Genomic DNA, 15680 nt, shown 5'->3' with positions numbered 1-15680 from the left:
TCCTTCAGAAGGTCTGGCCCGAGAGCATGGCGAACTGCTCGACGATGGGACCAAGCGCGAGGGCCGGGAAATATTGCAGCCCGCCGAGGATGAGGATGACGCCGATGAGCAGGCCGACGAAGAGCGGCGTGTGCGTCGGGAAGGTTCCCTGGGAAGCCGGAACGCGGGTCTTGGCGGCGATTGAGCCGGCTATCGCCAGCACCGGTATCGCGTAGGCGAAACGGCCGAGCAGCATCGCGAAGCCGAGCGTCGTGTTGTACCAGGGCGTGTTGGCCGAGAGGCCGCCAAACGCGGAGCCGTTGTTGCCGGTAGCAGAGGTATAGGCGTAGAGGATTTCCGACAGGCCATGCGGACCTGACGTGCCGATGCTGGCGACAGCCGAGGGCATGACGGCAGAAATCGCGGTGAAGCCGAGGATCGAGGCGGGCAGGATGAGGATCGCCAGCATCGCGTATTTCATCTCGCGGCCTTCGATCTTCTTACCGAGCAGTTCGGGCGTGCGCCCGACCATCAGGCCGGCGACGAAGACGGCGAGGATCGCGAAGACGACCATACCGTAAAGGCCGGAGCCGACGCCGCCCGGCAGCACTTCGCCAAGCTGGATCAGCAGCATGGGGACAAGGCCGCCAATGCCGGTGAAGGAGCCGTGCATGCCGTTGACCGCACCGGTCGAAATGCCTGTGGTCACGCCGGCATAAGCCGCCGACATCGCTTGGCCGAAGCGGACTTCCTTGCCTTCCATATTGCCGAGAGACGCCTCGAGGCCGAGGCTGTGCAGGATCGGGTTGCCGTAGCTTTCGGCCCAGTAGATGACGCCGATACCGGCGATCAGCAACGTTGCCATGGCAGCGATGAAGGCCCAGCCCTGGCGGCGGTCACCGACTATCTGGCCGAAGGTGTAGACCAGCGCCGAGGTGATCGACAGCATCGCGAAGATCGACAGGTAGTTGCTGAGCGCGCTCGGGTTTTCGAACGGGTGCGCCGCATTGGCGTTGAAGAAGCCGCCGCCATTGGTGCCGAGCTGCTTGATCGCCTCCTGGCTTGCGACCGGACCAAGCGCGATCGTCTGCTGCACGCCCTCGAGCGTGGTGGCGCTGACGGAAGCGTGGAACGTCTGCGGCATACCCATCGCGACGAAAGCGAGTGCAACGAGAACTGCCAGCGGCAGCAGCACATAGAGGGTCGAGTGGGTCAGATCGACCCAGAAATTGCCGAGTGTCGCGGCGCCGGAGCGGGCAAAGGCGCGGGTGACGGCAAGCGCGATGGCGATGCCCGTTGCAGCCGACACGAAGTTCTGCACCGTCAGGCCGGCCATCTGGCTGAAATGGCTCATGGTGGTCTCGCCGCCATAGGACTGCCAGTTGGTGTTGGTGAGGAAGCTGACCGCCGTGTTGAAGGCGAGGTCTGGCGGGACGTTGGCAAACCCCTGCGGGTTCAGCGGCATCGACCCCTGGAAGCGCAGGATGACGTAGAGAAGCGCGAAGCCGGCCGCGCTGAAGGCGAGCATCGACAGTGTATAGGCGAGCCAGCCCTGCTCCTTCCTAGCATCGACGCCAGCCGCGAGATAGAGCCCACGCTCGACGGGTCCGAGAACCGGAGAGAGGAAGTTGCGCTCGCCAGCGAAAACCCGGGCCATGTAAAGGCCCAATGGCTTGATCGCGAGGAAGACGGCGAGAAAGAGGAGGCCGATCTGCAGCCACCCGATAATAGACATGAGGAATTCTCCGCAAAATACGGCTGAACGATCAGAACCGTTCCGGTCGAACGAGGGTCACGATGAGATAGGCCGCGAGCGCAAAGGCGACGGCGAGGCCAATGAAGGCTTCGAACATCGACGCCTCCTAGAGCCGGCTGAGCGTGCGCGCGTAGAGCGCAAACACGACAAGGCCGCCGAGACCGGCGGCAAGAAAAAGGAAATCGGACATGTGCATTCTCCGGAACTGTTTATGGCCGGATGATGCACCCTCAGCGGGTCAATTATCGATTGCGATGGTTTCGCGCGCGCATAAGGAAAAGATAAGGATACTGCCACCGTCCGAAGGCGGCTGGCGGATTGGTGGCGTCAGAGCGTTTCCAACTTAAACTGAGTAACAGAAACGCTTTAGCTCTTTGTTTTTACGCATTTCCTGGCGAAAAACCGCTTCGCATCTTTGCTGGAAAAACCCTAGCCCTTGATGATCGGGCTTACGGTGGGTGCCGCTTCGGTGGTCACTTCGCGCATCCACTCGCGCCAGATGGCGACGAGCAGTGCCATCAGCACCGGACCGACGAACAGACCGAGAAAGCCCATGGTCTTCACGCCGCCGACGAGGCCGAAGAAGGTCGGCAGGAACGGCAGCTTGATCGGGCCGCCGACAAGGCGCGGACGCAACGTCTTGTCGACGATGAAGAGTTCGGTCGTGCCCCAGGCAAACAGCGCAATGCCCTGGACCGGCGAGCCGCTGGCGACGAGATAGACGGAAACCAGCGTGAAGCAGAGCGGCGCACCGCCGGGGATCAGCGCCATCAGGCCGGTGATGATGCCGAGCGTGACCGGCGAGGGAACGCCGGCCAGCCAATAGGCGACGCCGAGCACGATGCCCTCGCCGATGGCGATGATGCCCATGCCCGTCACCGTCGAGCTGATCGTCAGCGGCACCACGCGCGACAGCCGTTCCCAGCGCATCGGGAAGATGCGTTCGCCGAGATGATCGAGCTGCTTGGAGAAGGAGTGTCCGTCGCGATAGACGAAGAACAGCGTGATCAGCATGAAGAGCAGCGTCAGGAAGGCGTGAAACGCCGACGCGCCGATGACCAGCACGCCGCGATAGATATTGCCGATGTTGGAGCCGCTGACGAGCTGCACCAGTTCGCCGAGCGCTCCGGGATGGCCGACATATTTGACCCATTGCTCGCCGAGCCAGGCACCGGCGACGGGGATCGAGGTCAGCCAGACGGGCACGCCGGCGCCGTTGGCATTGGTTTCAACCGCCCAGACCAGCCAGTCGCGCACTTCGTCGACCGCGTAGACGGCAGCGACCGAGATCGGCACGACGATGAAGGCGACGACGCAGATAATGGCAATGGTCGCCGCCAGTGTGCGGTTGCCGCCGACGGCCGCCAGCAGGCGGCGATAAATCGGCCAGCTGGCAAAACCGATGACGACAGCAGCCAGAACCGGGACGAGGAAGCCGTGGAAGAAATAGACGCCGGCCAGAAGCACGAAGACGAGCATCCAGCGCGCAGCGGTGATCGGACCAACCAGAGCCGAGCGCGACGCCGCCGCATGCCCGAAGAGTCGCGGCTCTACGGGAAGGTTTTCTCGTTCGCGATTGCCCAACTGCACCAACATTCCTCCGTCTCCAGACGACCTTACAACAAACCCGAGGCCTTGCCAGCCTGTACAGTGCCGCGCGTCTCCCACAAAGACGTGCAAAGGTCGCTGTACCAGGATCTGATGCATAATTTTGCGCTTAAATCGATCCGATTTAAGCGCAAAATTATGCAGTGCCGCCCCCATGCCCCCGGTTTACGGTAGTTTCGGGGCCACAGCCGACGCTAGCGGCGGGACATGACAGAAAAATTTAGCGGCGCGCAAGCTCTCAGGCTTCATTTGATGGCAGAAGTCATTCTGCCGCACGTATCGCCGCCCGCTTGGTCGTCTCGGCGCGATCGACGAAAACCGATGCGAGGAAGATACCGAAACCGGCAACCCCCATGACGGCACCGACCAGACCAGTCGAAGTCCAACCATAGCCAGCGGCAATGGACCAGCCGCCAAGCCAGGCGCCGAGCGCATTGGCGAGGTTGAAGGCGGAATGGCTGAGTGCTGCGGCAAGTGTCTGCGCCTCGCCCGACACGTCCATAAGTCGGGTCTGCACACCCGGTACGACGGCAAAGCCGCCGCCGATGAACAAGACGTTGACGATGGCGATCCACGGATTGCCCATGGTGAAATAGAACAGCACATAAGCGAAGATATTGAAGGCAAGCGCGATGCCGATCGCCGGCAGCAGCGCCCAATCGGCGAGCCTGGAGCCGACGATGTTGCCGAGGATCATCCCGGCGCCAAACACCGACAGCATGATCGGCACGTTCGCCACGGAAACGCCTGCGACGTCGGTCAATGCCGGAGCGATGTAGCTGAAGACGGCGAACATGCCGCCGCAGCCGATGGCGCAGATGCCGAGCATCAGCCACACCTGCAGCTTGCCCAGGGCGCCAAGCTCGCGCAGCGGCGTCGCCTGCGGATTGCCCTTGTCGCGCGGCACGTAGGACCAGGTGAGCGCAATGGTCAGAAGGCTGATGCCGCCGACAATGGCGAAGGCCGACCGCCATCCGAGCGCCTGACCGAACCAGGCAACGAGCGGCGTTCCGAACAGGGTCGCGATCGTCAGGCCCATCATCACGCGCCCGACGGCACGCGCCCGCTGGTTGGGTGCAGCCAGCCCTGCAGCCACGAGCGCCGCCACACCGAAATAGGCACCGTGCGGAAGACCGGCAAAGAAGCGCGCGGCAACCAGCGTGTAGAAATCCGGTGCGATGGCGCTTGCGAAATTGCCGATCGCAAACAGCAGCATCAGCACCAAGAGCACCCGAAAGCGGGAAAACCGCGCCGCAAGCACCGCGATCAACGGTGCGCCGACGACGACGCCGAGTGCATAGGCGCTGATGACGGCGCCGGCGCGCGGCACCGAAACGCCGACGTCATCGGCCACTTGCGGCAGCAGGCCCATGATGGCGAATTCGCCCGTACCGATGCCGAACCCGCCAACGGCGAGCGCAACCTCGGCAACAGAGATGCGGCTTCGGCGCGAATCGACGGCAGAAGAATAGGCTTCGTCACACATGAGCAATGACCTGTGTCGTTCGGCCTCGAACAGCGGAACAAATCTGTGGGGTGCTGGCGGCGTGGTATCGGACGGTTTCCGACGGGGATATGCTGCAATGCAATACAGGCTTTAAACCCGGCTGGCAAAGGCTTTGCGGCACTCATCATACTTTTTCACACGCTGGTGAAGCAGACCGGCTAACTGTTCGCTGAGTTGACGTTTACGTCAAAGTTATATAATCCCGAATCTCGGCTTGAAGAGGTGTCGTAAAAGCATCATCTTCATCGGCAAGAGAAGACCGGGAGGGTTACTTCTTTGGCCGCAAGCAAGGCTAGCCTGTGGCGACCAGAGGGAGAGAGGTCATGGCGGAACTCAACACGCAACCAACAGGCATCAGCCCGGAGAAGATCTGGCTGAAGTCCTATCCGCCGGGCATTGCCGCCGAAATCGGCCCTCTGCCCTACAAATCGATCGGCGACTTCTTCGACCATGCCGTCGCGCGCTACTCGCGCCGCTTCGCCTTTACCTGCATGGGCAAATCGCTGACCTTCTCCGAGCTCAATGCCGAATCCGCCAAGATCGGCGCCTGGCTGCAGGCGCGCGGGCTGTCGAAGGGCGACCGCGTCGCGGTGATGATGCCGAACATCCTGCAGAACCCTGTTATCGTTTTCGGCATTCTGAGGGCAGGATTCACGGTCGTGAACGTCAACCCGCTCTACACGCCGCGCGAACTGGAACATCAGCTCGTCGATTCCGGCGCCAAGGCGATCTTCGTGCTTGAGAACTTCGCTCATACGGTCCAGCAGGTTGCGGCCAAGACCAGCATCAAGCATGTGGTGGTCGCCACGATGGGCGACATGCTCGGCTTCAAGGGCACGATCGTCAATCTGATCGTGCGCCGGGTGAAGAAGCTCGTGCCCGCCTGGTCGATCCCCGGCCATCATTCCTTCAAGTCCGTGCTCGCCGAAGGTGGCCGCCTGAAGCTGACCAAACCCAATGTGGCGCCGAGCGATGTCGCTTTCCTGCAATATACCGGCGGCACCACGGGTATTTCCAAAGGGGCGACGCTCACCCATTCCAACCTTTTGTCGAACATGGCGCAGATGGAAATCTGGTTCGACACGGCGTTCCGCTCGCGTCCGCGGCCGGACAGTCTCGTCTTCATGTGCGCTCTGCCGCTCTACCATATCTTCGCGCTGACGGTGAACTCGCTGATGGGCCTTGCCACCGGCGGCAACAACATCCTGATCCCCAACCCACGCGACATTCCCGGCTTCGTCAAGGAGCTCGGCAAGTACAAGACCAACATCTTCCCGGGTCTCAACACGCTGTTCAATGCGCTGATGAACAACCCCGAATTCCAGAAGCTCGACTTCTCGTCGCTGATGCTCACCTTCGGCGGCGGCATGGCCATCCAAAGACCGGTGGCAGAGCGCTGGCAGAAGATGACGGGGTGCCCGATCGCCGAAGGCTACGGGCTTTCCGAGACGTCGCCGGTCGCCACCGCCAACCTTCTCGACTCGACCGAGTTCACCGGCACGATCGGCTTTCCGATCCCTTCGACCGAGGTTGAGATCCGCGACGACCAGGGCAACACCCTGGCGATCGGCGACGTCGGCGAAATCTGCATTCGCGGGCCGCAGGTCATGGCCGGTTACTGGCAGCGTCCGGACGAAACCGCCAAGGCGATTTCGCCCGACGGTTTCTTCCGCTCCGGCGATATCGGCTTCATAAACCCCGCCGGCCTCGTCAAGATCGTCGACCGCAAGAAGGACATGATCCTGGTTTCGGGCTTCAACGTCTTCCCTAACGAGATCGAGGAAGTGGCGATGACCCATCCCGGCATTCTCGAATGCGCGGCGATCGGCGTTCCGGACGAACATTCGGGCGAAGCCGTCAAGCTGTTCGTCGTGCGCAAGGATCCTGACCTGACCGAAGAGGACGTCAAGCGGCATTGCGCGGCCAATCTCACCAACTACAAGCGGCCGCGCTTCGTCGAGTTCCGCACCGAGTTGCCGAAAACCAATGTCGGCAAGATCCTGCGCAAGGACCTCCGGGGCTAGGGCCAGCCTCGACTTAAAACGATTTAAAAAATCCTGAAAACCGCCATCCCGGCGGTTTTGCGGGCTTGATTTGGACAATGCAAAGCGAATAGCTACGCAGGCGAATGTCCGACACAAGGAGCCCCGCGATGAAAGCGCTTGTCGATCAACTCAAAGCAACCGCCGCGCAGACCAATGCGACCGATATCCGCGCCGCCTTCGCGAGCGATGCCCAGCGCTTCTCGCGCTTCAGCACCTCGCTCGACGATCTGCTGCTCGATTATTCGAAATGCGCAGTGAACGAACAGGTGCTCGACGGTCTTGAGGCGCTGGCGAAAGCGGCCAAGGTCGAAGAGAAGCGCGACGCGATGTTCCGCGGCGACATCATCAACATTACCGAAGAACGGGCCGTGCTGCACACGGCGCTGCGCAACCGCGGCAATCGTCCTGTCATGGTCGACGGCAAGGACGTGATGCCCGACGTCAACGGCGTGCTTGAAACCATGGGCGCCTTTGCCGATGGCATCCGCTCGGGCGCGCTCAAAGGTGCGACCGGCAAGAAGATCACCGATGTGGTCAATATCGGCATCGGCGGCTCGGATCTCGGCCCAGTGATGGCGACGCTGGCGCTCGCGCCGTTCCATGACGGCCCGCGCCTGCATTTCGTCTCCAACATCGATGGCGCGCATATCGCCGATACGCTGAAGCCCGTCGATCCGGAAACGACGCTCTTCATCGTCGCCTCCAAGACCTTCACGACCATCGAGACGATGACCAATGCGGCGACTGCCCGCGCCTTCATCGCCGGCAAGCTCGGCGAAGCCGCAGTCGGCCACCACTTTGCCGCCGTCTCGACGGCACTCGACAAGGTCGCAGCTTTCGGCATCGACCAGGCGCGCGTGTTCGGCTTCTGGGATTGGGTCGGTGGGCGCTATTCGATCTGGTCGGCCATTGGCCTGCCGCTGATGATCGCCATCGGCAAGGAGAATTTCGGCCGCTTCCTCGATGGCGGCCATGCCATCGACGAGCACTTCCGCACTGCGCCGATCCGCCAGAACCTGCCGATGCTGCTGGGCCTCCTCGGCTTCTATCACCGCAATGTTCTCGGCTATCCCTCGCGGGCGATCCTGCCCTATGACCAGCGCCTGTCGCGCTTTCCGGCTTACCTGCAGCAGCTCGACATGGAATCGAACGGCAAGGCGGTCACGCTCGACAGCAAACCGGTCGAATATTCGACGGGTCCGGTCGTCTGGGGCGAGCCGGGCACCAATGGCCAGCACGCCTTCTACCAGCTGATCCACCAGGGCACGGACGTCATCCCGGCCGAGTTCATGATCGCCGCCAACGGCCACGAGAAGAACCTGCGCCACCAGCACGAACTGCTGATTGCCAATTGCCTCGCCCAGTCTGAAGCCCTGATGAAGGGGCGCACGCTTGCCGAGGCGAAGGCACAGCTGACCTCCAAGGGCATGGCGGATGCCAAGGCAGACAAGATCGCGCCGCACCGCGTCTTTGCCGGCAACCGCCCGTCGCTGACGCTGGTCTACGACCAGCTCGATCCTTTCGCCTTCGGCCGGCTGATCGCGCTCTACGAGCACCGCGTCTTCGTCGAAGGCGCGCTCTTCAACATCAATTCGTTCGATCAGTGGGGCGTCGAGCTCGGCAAGGAGCTGGCAACGGGCCTGCTGCCCGTGGTCGAAGGCAAGGAAAGTGCTGCCGGTCACGATTCGTCGACGGCGGGCCTTGTGGCCGTGCTGCTCAAGGCTTCTCGCTAAGAATGCGAGGCCAGGGCGCGCCCGGCGTGCCCTGGCCGTTCAGGCCGCGCAGGCCGGCAGCGCCTTGACGCCGGACTGGCGGAGCATATCCATCAGATCCAGTCCCGAAAGGAGCTGGAAGTAGTTTTCGTCGGAACGCGTACGGATCCAGGCATCGACCGTGACTTTCTGGTCAGCAGGAAACGCACCGCTCCAGCAGCCACCGGAAAAACCGACCGTAAGGCTTCCGCGACCCTTGGCCTCCGTGCCTTTGGTCGCCGCGATCTTCTCCTGCATATCGCGCAGGCGCTCCGCATCGGCGGGCGTCAGCGTCAGGACATAGAGCGTCTGCCCCTCCCGCATCCCCTCGGTCAGCCCCGGCGCCCCGACATTTCCGGATTGGATCTGAAGGGCAAAACGGTGGGTGTCGAGGGGCGCACCATCCGCCTTCCACGAAATGCCGAGTGTTGCGTCGCCGCGCCTGAGCGACAGCGCTTCGGGCACCAAAAGGGCAACACGCAGTTCTGCCGGATCGGACGTGAGCGGATCGACGCCAGACAGTTTTTCAAACGAGCCGACATTGAGCGCTGCACAGGCGGCCAGCACGTTGAGGGACAGGAAAAGGCATGGGTTCATCAAAATACGGAAAGTCATGAAACGCACCAAAATCATAATTGACGCGAAATAATTATCGTTTTACAATAAAAAAACAAGTGAGCCGATAAGGAACTTTTTAATGAACGGATCTCCCGAGCGGCTGCGCAAGCTGAGCCGCATCATGAAACTGATGGTCGTATTGTGCGGCGCAGTGTTCTGCTCGGCCGTCGTCTACGGGCACTGGCAGATTTTCTTCGACCGGGCCGGCTTCGAGCAGGGTATTCGCGACGTGGTCTTCCCGAAGGTCTCCGCCATCACGCTCTCCTATCGCGCGATAATAACCGTCATGTTTCTCACTGCGATGAACAATGCGCTTGTTATTGCCGGCCTCGCCTTTGCCTGGCAACTTTTCGACGGTTTCGAACGCGGTGAGATCCTTTCCAGCCGCAATGGTGTCCTGCTGAAGCGGATCGGCATCATCGCCATCGTCGGTTCCTTGTGCATGACTGTCAGCAACGCAATCGGCATCATGGCTGTCACCTACGACAATCCCAGTACGACCGGGCACTCCGTCTTCATCGACATCAATGGGGGAACGATTATCGTTATGCTGATGGCCGGGCTGCTTCTGGTGCTCGGCCATGTCATGGTCATCGCATCGGGGATCGAAGCCGAGAACAGGAGCTTCGTTTAACGGATGCCGATTGTCGTAAACCTCGACGTCATGCTGGCGAAACGCAAGGTGCGCTCGCGCGATCTTGCGGAACAGGTCGGCATTACCGAGCAGAACATATCGCTGTTAAAATCGGGCAAGGTCAAAGGCGTGCGCTTCGACACGTTGGAGAAGATCTGCGCCGTTCTCGATTGCCAGCCGGGTGACATTCTCGAATATCGCCCGGAGGAAAAGGATTGAGTTTCGTGCGGGCTCTTCTCAGAGCCCGATTTCATGCTTCCAGGGCGGGTTGGCGCCGGCACGCGAAACGGTGACGGCGGCGGCCCTGGCGCCGAGGGCCAGGGCGTCGCGAACAGCGCTTTCCGAGAGGTTTGCGACGGCGTCCTTGGTCAGGAGACCGCTCAGCTTCAGCGATGCGAGCACGCCGGCATCGAAGGTATCGCCGGCACCGACCGTGTCGACGACCGTGACGCGCTCACCGGCAACGTCGACCTTGTGACGCCCGGTGTAGCCGACGGCCCCATCGGCGCCCTTGGTGATCAGAACCAGCTTCGGACCGCGCTTCAGCCATTCGGCCGCCAGATCGTCGTGGCTGCCGGTCATGCCGAACCAGTCGAGATCTTCATCCGAGAACTTGATGATGTCAGACATCGCCGCCATGCGGTTCATCCGGGCGAGATGGGCTTCCCGATCCTTGATGAAGCCGGGCCGGATGTTCGGGTCGAAGGAGATGATCCGCTTTTCGTGTTCGCGGGTCATCAGCGCCTCATATGTCGAGCCGCAGGGCTCGGGGATGAGGCTGATCGCGCCGAAATGCAGCGCCTCGCAGAAGTCGCCGAGCGCCGGCAGATGATCTTTCGTAATCATCCGCCCCGCCGTGTTCTCGTCGAAGAAGGCGTAGGTGGCATGGCCGTTGACGAGCTTGACGAAGGCAAGCGTTGTATGCAGCGACAGGGTCGCGCAGGGAGCGAAGTCGACATTCGCCGCCTTCAGCGTTTCGCGGAGGACATCGCCGAACATGTCATCGGAAAGGCCGGTGAAGAAGCCGGTGGGAATGCCGAGCCGACCGAGCGCGATCGCCGTATTGAAGATCGCCCCGCCGGCATAGGGCGCAAATGCACTTTCGCCCGCGGTCGTGTCCCGCGGCAGCATGTCGATCAGCGCTTCACCACAACATACGATCATCGGCATTTCTCCCCTGAAGACATTTCAACTGATTTCAATGACTTTCGACGAAATCCCAGAGTGTCGCCGACTATTGGGCGGCAAGCGCGCTGACGCCGCCATTGCGGCCAGACCAGGCCAGCGGGTCGTTGAGGAAGGCCTCGACTTCGCCAAGCGTCTCGTCGTCGAACAGCGCCTGCTCGCGGGCAACGGCAAGCACGTTGCGCCATGTGGCGATCCAGTGCAGGTCGACACCCTTGCCCTTCATCTCGCCGACGGCCTCCGGGAAGATATCGTAATAGAAGAGCGCGATGCCGTGGTCGACGATGCCGCCGGCTGCGCGGATCGCATCGATGAACTTGAACATCGAGCCGCCGGCGGTCGTCAGGTCCTCGATAACAAGAACACGGGCGCCCTCCGGCATGTGGCCCTCGATCTGGGCGTTGCGGCCATGACCCTTCGGCGCCTTGCGCACGTAGATCATCGGCAGGCCCAGGCGCTCGGCCAGCATCGCCGCGAAGGGAATACCCGCCGTCTCGCCACCGGCGACGACGTCGAACTGCTCGAAGCCCGCCTCGCGCAGGATTGATGCCGCGGCAAAATCCATAACGGCCGAACGGATGCGCGGATAGGAGATCAGCTTGCGGCAGTCGATATAAACCGGGCTCGCCATTCCGGACGAGAGCTTATAGGGCTTGTCGGCGCTGAAATGCACCGCCTTGATCTCCCAGAGCATCTTGGCGACCAGCTCGGCCATCACGGCCTTGTCGGTGAACGCATTGGAAAACATCAAACTCTCCTTCAAAATTCCAAACGATCAGGCGACGGCCCAGTGCAGCGGGAACATCGGATCGAAAACGGTGACCGGACCGGCACCGGTCTCGATCTTCTTGGGATAGGTCACGGCTTCTGCCTGCTTCCTGAGCGTGATCGTCTCCTCGTTGACCGGCAGGCCATACCAGGTGGGACCGTTCAGCGAGGCGAAGGCTTCGAGCTTGTCGAGCGCGCCCTCCTCTTCGAACACATGCGCCAGGCAACTCATGGTGTTGATCGAGGTGTAGATGCCGGCGCAGCCGCAGGCGCATTCCTTCAGCGGATCGACATGCGGTGCTGAGTCGGTGCCGAGGAAGAAGCGCTTGTCGCCCGAGACGGCGGCAGCGCGCAGCGCCAGACGGTGGTTTTCGCGCTTGGCAACCGGCAGGCAGTAGTAGTGCGGCTTGATGCCGCCGACGAGAATGGCGTTGCGGTTGATGATCAGGTGATGGGTGGTGATCGAGCCGGCAAGATTGGCCTTCGACGCCTTGATGTAGTCGATGCCGTCCTTGGTGGTGACGTGCTCCATCGTGACCTTCAGTTCCGGCAGGCGCTGGCGCAAGGGATCAAGCACGGTGTCGATGAACACGGCCTCGCGGTCGAAGATGTCGACGTCCGATGTCGTGACCTCGCCATGCACGCAGAGCGGCAGGCCGATCTTCGCCATGCGCTCGAGCACCGGCATCGCCTCATCGATGTTGCGCACGCCGCTGTGCGAATTCGTCGTCGCGCCAGCCGGATAGAGCTTGACTGCCTTGACGAGGCCGCTCCTGTGGCCGGCCTCGACGTCGTCGGGGTTCGTGCCCTCGGTGAGATAAAGCGTCATCAGCGGCTCGAACCGGTCGCCTGCCGGGATGGCCGCGAGGATGCGCTCGCGATAGGCAGCAGCGTCGGCCGCGGTGACGACCGGCGGCACGAGGTTGGGCATGATGATCGCGCGGGCGAAATGGCGGCTGGTGTCGGCGATGACGCCCTTCAGCATGTCGCCGTCGCGCAGGTGAAGGTGCCAATCATCCGGCCGGCGGATAACGAGGTCTTGCATGGTCAGCGTTCTCCTAAGTCAGGGCGGGATGCAGGCGGAAAACCGCGTACACTTTTCCTGATCCCCCTCCCGGTGCTCGCGCCCGATCCGCGCGCGCAGCTTTGCAGCCGGCAGGTGCGGGTGTTGGGCGGTTACTCATGTGGTGAAACCGCGTCTCGATATCACCAATGCGCCCGCAAACACAATCCGCAATCCGACCATCGCTCAGAAATCCGCAAGCACGACATCTGCGCGTCGCTGATGCTCGACCACACGATGCGCGTTGGGGATGTCGTTGCCATGGGCTTTTCGCTTCGCCGCCTCCTCGTCGTAGCCGTGGTCGAACCAGCGCTTCAAAAGCCGCCGCTCCAGTTCCTCGATGCCGGGATTGATGAAGATGGAGAAATCGAAGGCACCGGCAAGCTTGTTCCAGGGCGCCTCGTCGAGCAGCAGATAGTTGCCCTCGGCGAGAATAATGCGGGTATCGGCCGCTACAACACGCGCCGAGGCGATCGCCAGTTCGCGCGAGCGATCGAAGACCGGCACCAGCACCTCGCCGTCATTGGCCCTGACCGCAGCGATCGTCGCCAGGAACGACCTGACATCAAAGGTTTCCGGCGCACCTTTGCGGGCAAGCAGGCCCTTCTCTTCGAGCACGGCATTGTCCATGTGAAAGCCGTCCATCGGCAGCACCGCCGCCATTTCTCCTGCAGCTACCAGCGCTTCGGCAAGCGCGTCGGACAGGGTGGATTTTCCGGCACCCGGCGGGCCGGCAATCGCCACGACGAAACGGGCGGCTCCAGCCGCCCGTTCGAGGATCTGATCAACCACCGGCCCGACATTCATGCGGCGAGCGCCTCGCGCGGCGGCTCCTTCGCGCCGGTCATGAAGGCGACGGCATCAGACATCGTGTGTTCCTTCGGATTGATGACGCAGAGGCGTTTGCCAAGCCTGTGGATGTGGATGCGATCGGCCACCTCGAACACATGCGGCATGTTGTGCGAGATGAGCACGATCGGCAGGCCGCGCGAACGCACGTCGAGGATCAACTCCAGCACCCGCCGGCTTTCCTTGACGCCGAGGGCTGCCGTCGGCTCGTCCATGATCACCACCTTGGAACCGAAGGCTGCGGCTCGCGCCACCGCCACGCCCTGGCGCTGGCCGCCCGAAAGCGTTTCCACCGCCTGGTTGATGTTCTGGATGGTCATCAGGCCGAGCTCGGACAGCTTTGCCCGCGCCCGCTTCTCCATCTCCGCACGGTCGAGCGTGCGGAAAAGCTTGCCCATGATGCCGGGTTTACGGATTTCGCGGCCGAGAAACATGTTGTCGGCGATCGAGAGCGCCGGTGACAGCGCCAGGTTCTGATAGACGGTCTCGATGCCGGCCGTGCGCGCCTCCATCGGCGAGCGGAAGTTGATCTGCTGGCCCTCGAGCCGGATTTCCCCCTCATCCGGCGTGATGGCGCCGGAGATCGCCTTGATCATCGAGGACTTTCCGGCGCCGTTGTCGCCGATGACGGCCAGGATCTCGCCCGGGTAGAGGTCGAAATCGGCATAGTCGAGAGCCGTAACTCGGCCATAACGCTTGACCAGGCCGCGCGCGGTGAGAATGGGTTCCTGAGCCATCAGCCTGCTACCTTTCTGATCCATTGGTCGATTGCGACGGCGGTGATGATCAGCACGCCGGTGAGGAAGACTTTCCATTGCGGATCGGCGCCCAACATGTTGAGCCCCATGGAGACCACGCCGACGATCATCGCGCCGATCAGCGTTCCAAGGATCGATCCACGCCCGCCGAAGAGTGAGATGCCGCCGATTACGGCCGCGGTGATGGCCTGAAGATTGTAGTCGGTGACCGCTGCCGAAGGCGAGATCGAGCCGTTGCGGCCGATCGAGACCCAGGCGGCGAGTGCCGCAATCAGGCCGGCGAGCGTATAGGCGCTGAGCAGCACGCGGCTGGTGCGGATACCGGAAAGCTTCGCTGCCTCAGGATCGTCGCCGACGGCATAAAGGTGGCGTCCCCAGGCCGTATGGTTGAGCGCGTACCAGAGGCCAAGGACCAGCACGACCATCATCACCACACCGAGCGTGAAGACGGCGGATCCCACCTTGAAGCTGACGCCAAAGAGGTGAAGCATCTTGGTGACGGCCGCTACATCGGCCTCGCGGATCGTCGCATTTGCCGAGTAGATGAAGTTCGTCGACATGATGACGTACCAGGTGCCGAGCGTGACGATGAACGGCGGAAGCTTGACCCTGGAGACGAGGAAGCCGTTGAGGAAGCCGCAGGCACCGCCGACGACGAAGCCGATGAAGATCGCGATCGGCGCCGGAAGGCCGTAAGTCACGGCGCAATTGCCCATGATGACAGCCGAAAGCACCATGATCACACCGATCGAAAGGTCGATGCCGGCCGTCAGGATGACCAGGGTCTGCGCGGCCCCCAGGATGCCGACGATGGCGATCTGCTGCAGGATCAGCGTCAGCGTATAGGACGAGAAGAACTTTCCACCGATCGTCAGACCGAAGATCAGGATCGCTGCAACGAGCACGATGAACGGCACAGCCGCCGGCGTCGAATGCAGGAAATGCTGGATCTTCTGGATCAGCGTCTTGTCATGTGTGTCGAACGACGCGACCTGCGTCGAACTGTTGACCAGGACCTTTTCGAATTCCTGGGATGGCTGTGCGGCTGCGTTGGGCTCGCCCATGGACCTTCCTCCGGTGAACCCCACTCCCAAGGGGTTGCGATGCAATCTGGTGCACAGCCCGCCCACCATGTGGCGGGCATCAGCACTCATTCAAG

15 protein-coding genes are annotated in these 15680 nt (G+C 62.1%); 4 read left to right on the top strand and 11 right to left on the bottom strand.

What is annotated here, in order from left to right; all coding sequences use genetic code 11:
- Positions 1 to 4: 4 nt before the first annotated feature.
- The 4 genes from kdpA to IB264_RS02100 form a co-directional block, all read right to left on the bottom strand.
- Positions 5 to 1714 (bottom strand): potassium-transporting ATPase subunit KdpA, encoded by a 1710-nt coding sequence (kdpA, locus tag IB264_RS02120; RefSeq protein ID WP_025425784.1) that lies wholly within the window; start codon positions 1712 to 1714, stop codon positions 5 to 7.
- A gap of 31 nt (positions 1715 to 1745) precedes the next feature.
- Positions 1746 to 1832, bottom strand: a complete 87-nt coding sequence (kdpF, locus tag IB264_RS35540; RefSeq protein WP_063963209.1) for a K(+)-transporting ATPase subunit F — start codon at positions 1830 to 1832, stop codon at positions 1746 to 1748.
- 332 nt (positions 1833 to 2164) lie between these two features.
- Positions 2165 to 3325, bottom strand: coding sequence for an AI-2E family transporter (locus tag IB264_RS02105; protein ID WP_025425783.1), 1161 nt, complete (start codon positions 3323 to 3325; stop codon positions 2165 to 2167).
- 280 nt (positions 3326 to 3605) lie between these two features.
- The gene (locus IB264_RS02100; RefSeq protein ID WP_025425782.1) at positions 3606 to 4829 is read right to left on the bottom strand and encodes an MFS transporter; all 1224 of its coding nucleotides are present in this window, start codon (positions 4827 to 4829) and stop codon (positions 3606 to 3608) included.
- Positions 4830 to 5173: 344 nt separating this feature from the next.
- On the opposite strand from IB264_RS02100, the gene IB264_RS02095 reads away from it, so the two are divergent.
- Together IB264_RS02095 and pgi are read left to right on the top strand one after the other, a co-directional pair.
- Complete coding sequence (locus IB264_RS02095; protein ID WP_025425781.1) at positions 5174 to 6874, top strand: long-chain fatty acid--CoA ligase; 1701 nt, start codon at positions 5174 to 5176, stop codon at positions 6872 to 6874.
- Between the two features lie 128 nt (positions 6875 to 7002).
- Entirely contained in the window at positions 7003 to 8628 is a 1626-nt protein-coding gene (gene pgi / locus IB264_RS02090) for a glucose-6-phosphate isomerase (RefSeq protein ID WP_057212500.1), read from the top strand.
- Positions 8629 to 8667: 39 nt separating this feature from the next.
- On the opposite strand, the gene IB264_RS02085 is transcribed toward pgi, so the two are convergent.
- Positions 8668 to 9261, bottom strand: coding sequence for a hypothetical protein (locus tag IB264_RS02085; protein WP_128090391.1), 594 nt, complete (start codon positions 9259 to 9261; stop codon positions 8668 to 8670).
- An 82-nt stretch (positions 9262 to 9343) separates the two neighbouring features.
- On the opposite strand from IB264_RS02085, the gene IB264_RS02080 reads away from it, so the two are divergent.
- Both IB264_RS02080 and IB264_RS02075 read left to right on the top strand, forming a co-directional pair.
- Positions 9344 to 9898: a DUF2975 domain-containing protein gene (locus IB264_RS02080; RefSeq protein ID WP_025425778.1), complete on the top strand. Its 555-nt coding sequence runs from the start codon at positions 9344 to 9346 to the stop codon at positions 9896 to 9898.
- Between the two features lie 3 nt (positions 9899 to 9901).
- A complete protein-coding gene (locus IB264_RS02075) occupies positions 9902 to 10117 on the top strand; it encodes a helix-turn-helix transcriptional regulator (protein ID WP_025425777.1) in 216 nt (71 codons plus the stop codon).
- A gap of 18 nt (positions 10118 to 10135) precedes the next feature.
- Here IB264_RS02075 and IB264_RS02070 read toward each other — a convergent pair whose 3' ends face one another.
- The 6 genes from IB264_RS02070 to IB264_RS02045 form a co-directional block, all read right to left on the bottom strand.
- The gene (locus IB264_RS02070; RefSeq protein WP_025425776.1) at positions 10136 to 11062 is read right to left on the bottom strand and encodes a carbohydrate kinase; all 927 of its coding nucleotides are present in this window, start codon (positions 11060 to 11062) and stop codon (positions 10136 to 10138) included.
- A gap of 70 nt (positions 11063 to 11132) precedes the next feature.
- On the bottom strand, positions 11133 to 11831 hold the full coding sequence (locus IB264_RS02065; protein ID WP_025425775.1) for an orotate phosphoribosyltransferase: 699 nt from the start codon (positions 11829 to 11831) through the stop codon (positions 11133 to 11135).
- A 27-nt stretch (positions 11832 to 11858) separates the two neighbouring features.
- Positions 11859 to 12896: a dihydroorotase gene (gene pyrC, locus IB264_RS02060; RefSeq protein ID WP_025425774.1), complete on the bottom strand. Its 1038-nt coding sequence runs from the start codon at positions 12894 to 12896 to the stop codon at positions 11859 to 11861.
- A 204-nt stretch (positions 12897 to 13100) separates the two neighbouring features.
- On the bottom strand, positions 13101 to 13721 hold the full coding sequence (locus IB264_RS02055) for a nucleoside triphosphate hydrolase (RefSeq protein ID WP_025425773.1): 621 nt from the start codon (positions 13719 to 13721) through the stop codon (positions 13101 to 13103).
- Complete coding sequence (locus IB264_RS02050; RefSeq protein ID WP_025425772.1) at positions 13718 to 14500, bottom strand: ATP-binding cassette domain-containing protein; 783 nt, start codon at positions 14498 to 14500, stop codon at positions 13718 to 13720. The genes IB264_RS02055 and IB264_RS02050 overlap by 4 nt, the downstream gene beginning before the upstream one ends.
- On the bottom strand, positions 14500 to 15585 hold the full coding sequence (locus tag IB264_RS02045) for an ABC transporter permease (RefSeq protein ID WP_025425771.1): 1086 nt from the start codon (positions 15583 to 15585) through the stop codon (positions 14500 to 14502). Before IB264_RS02045 ends, IB264_RS02050 begins: the two co-directional genes overlap by 1 nt.
- Positions 15586 to 15680 lie beyond the last annotated feature (95 nt).

The organism is Ensifer sp. ENS11 (assembly GCF_014851895.1).
Classification (GTDB): Bacteria; Pseudomonadota; Alphaproteobacteria; order Rhizobiales; family Rhizobiaceae; genus Ensifer; species Ensifer canadensis.
Note: the sequence above shows the minus strand (reverse complement) of the source record. Positions and strands in the feature narration are given on the sequence as shown.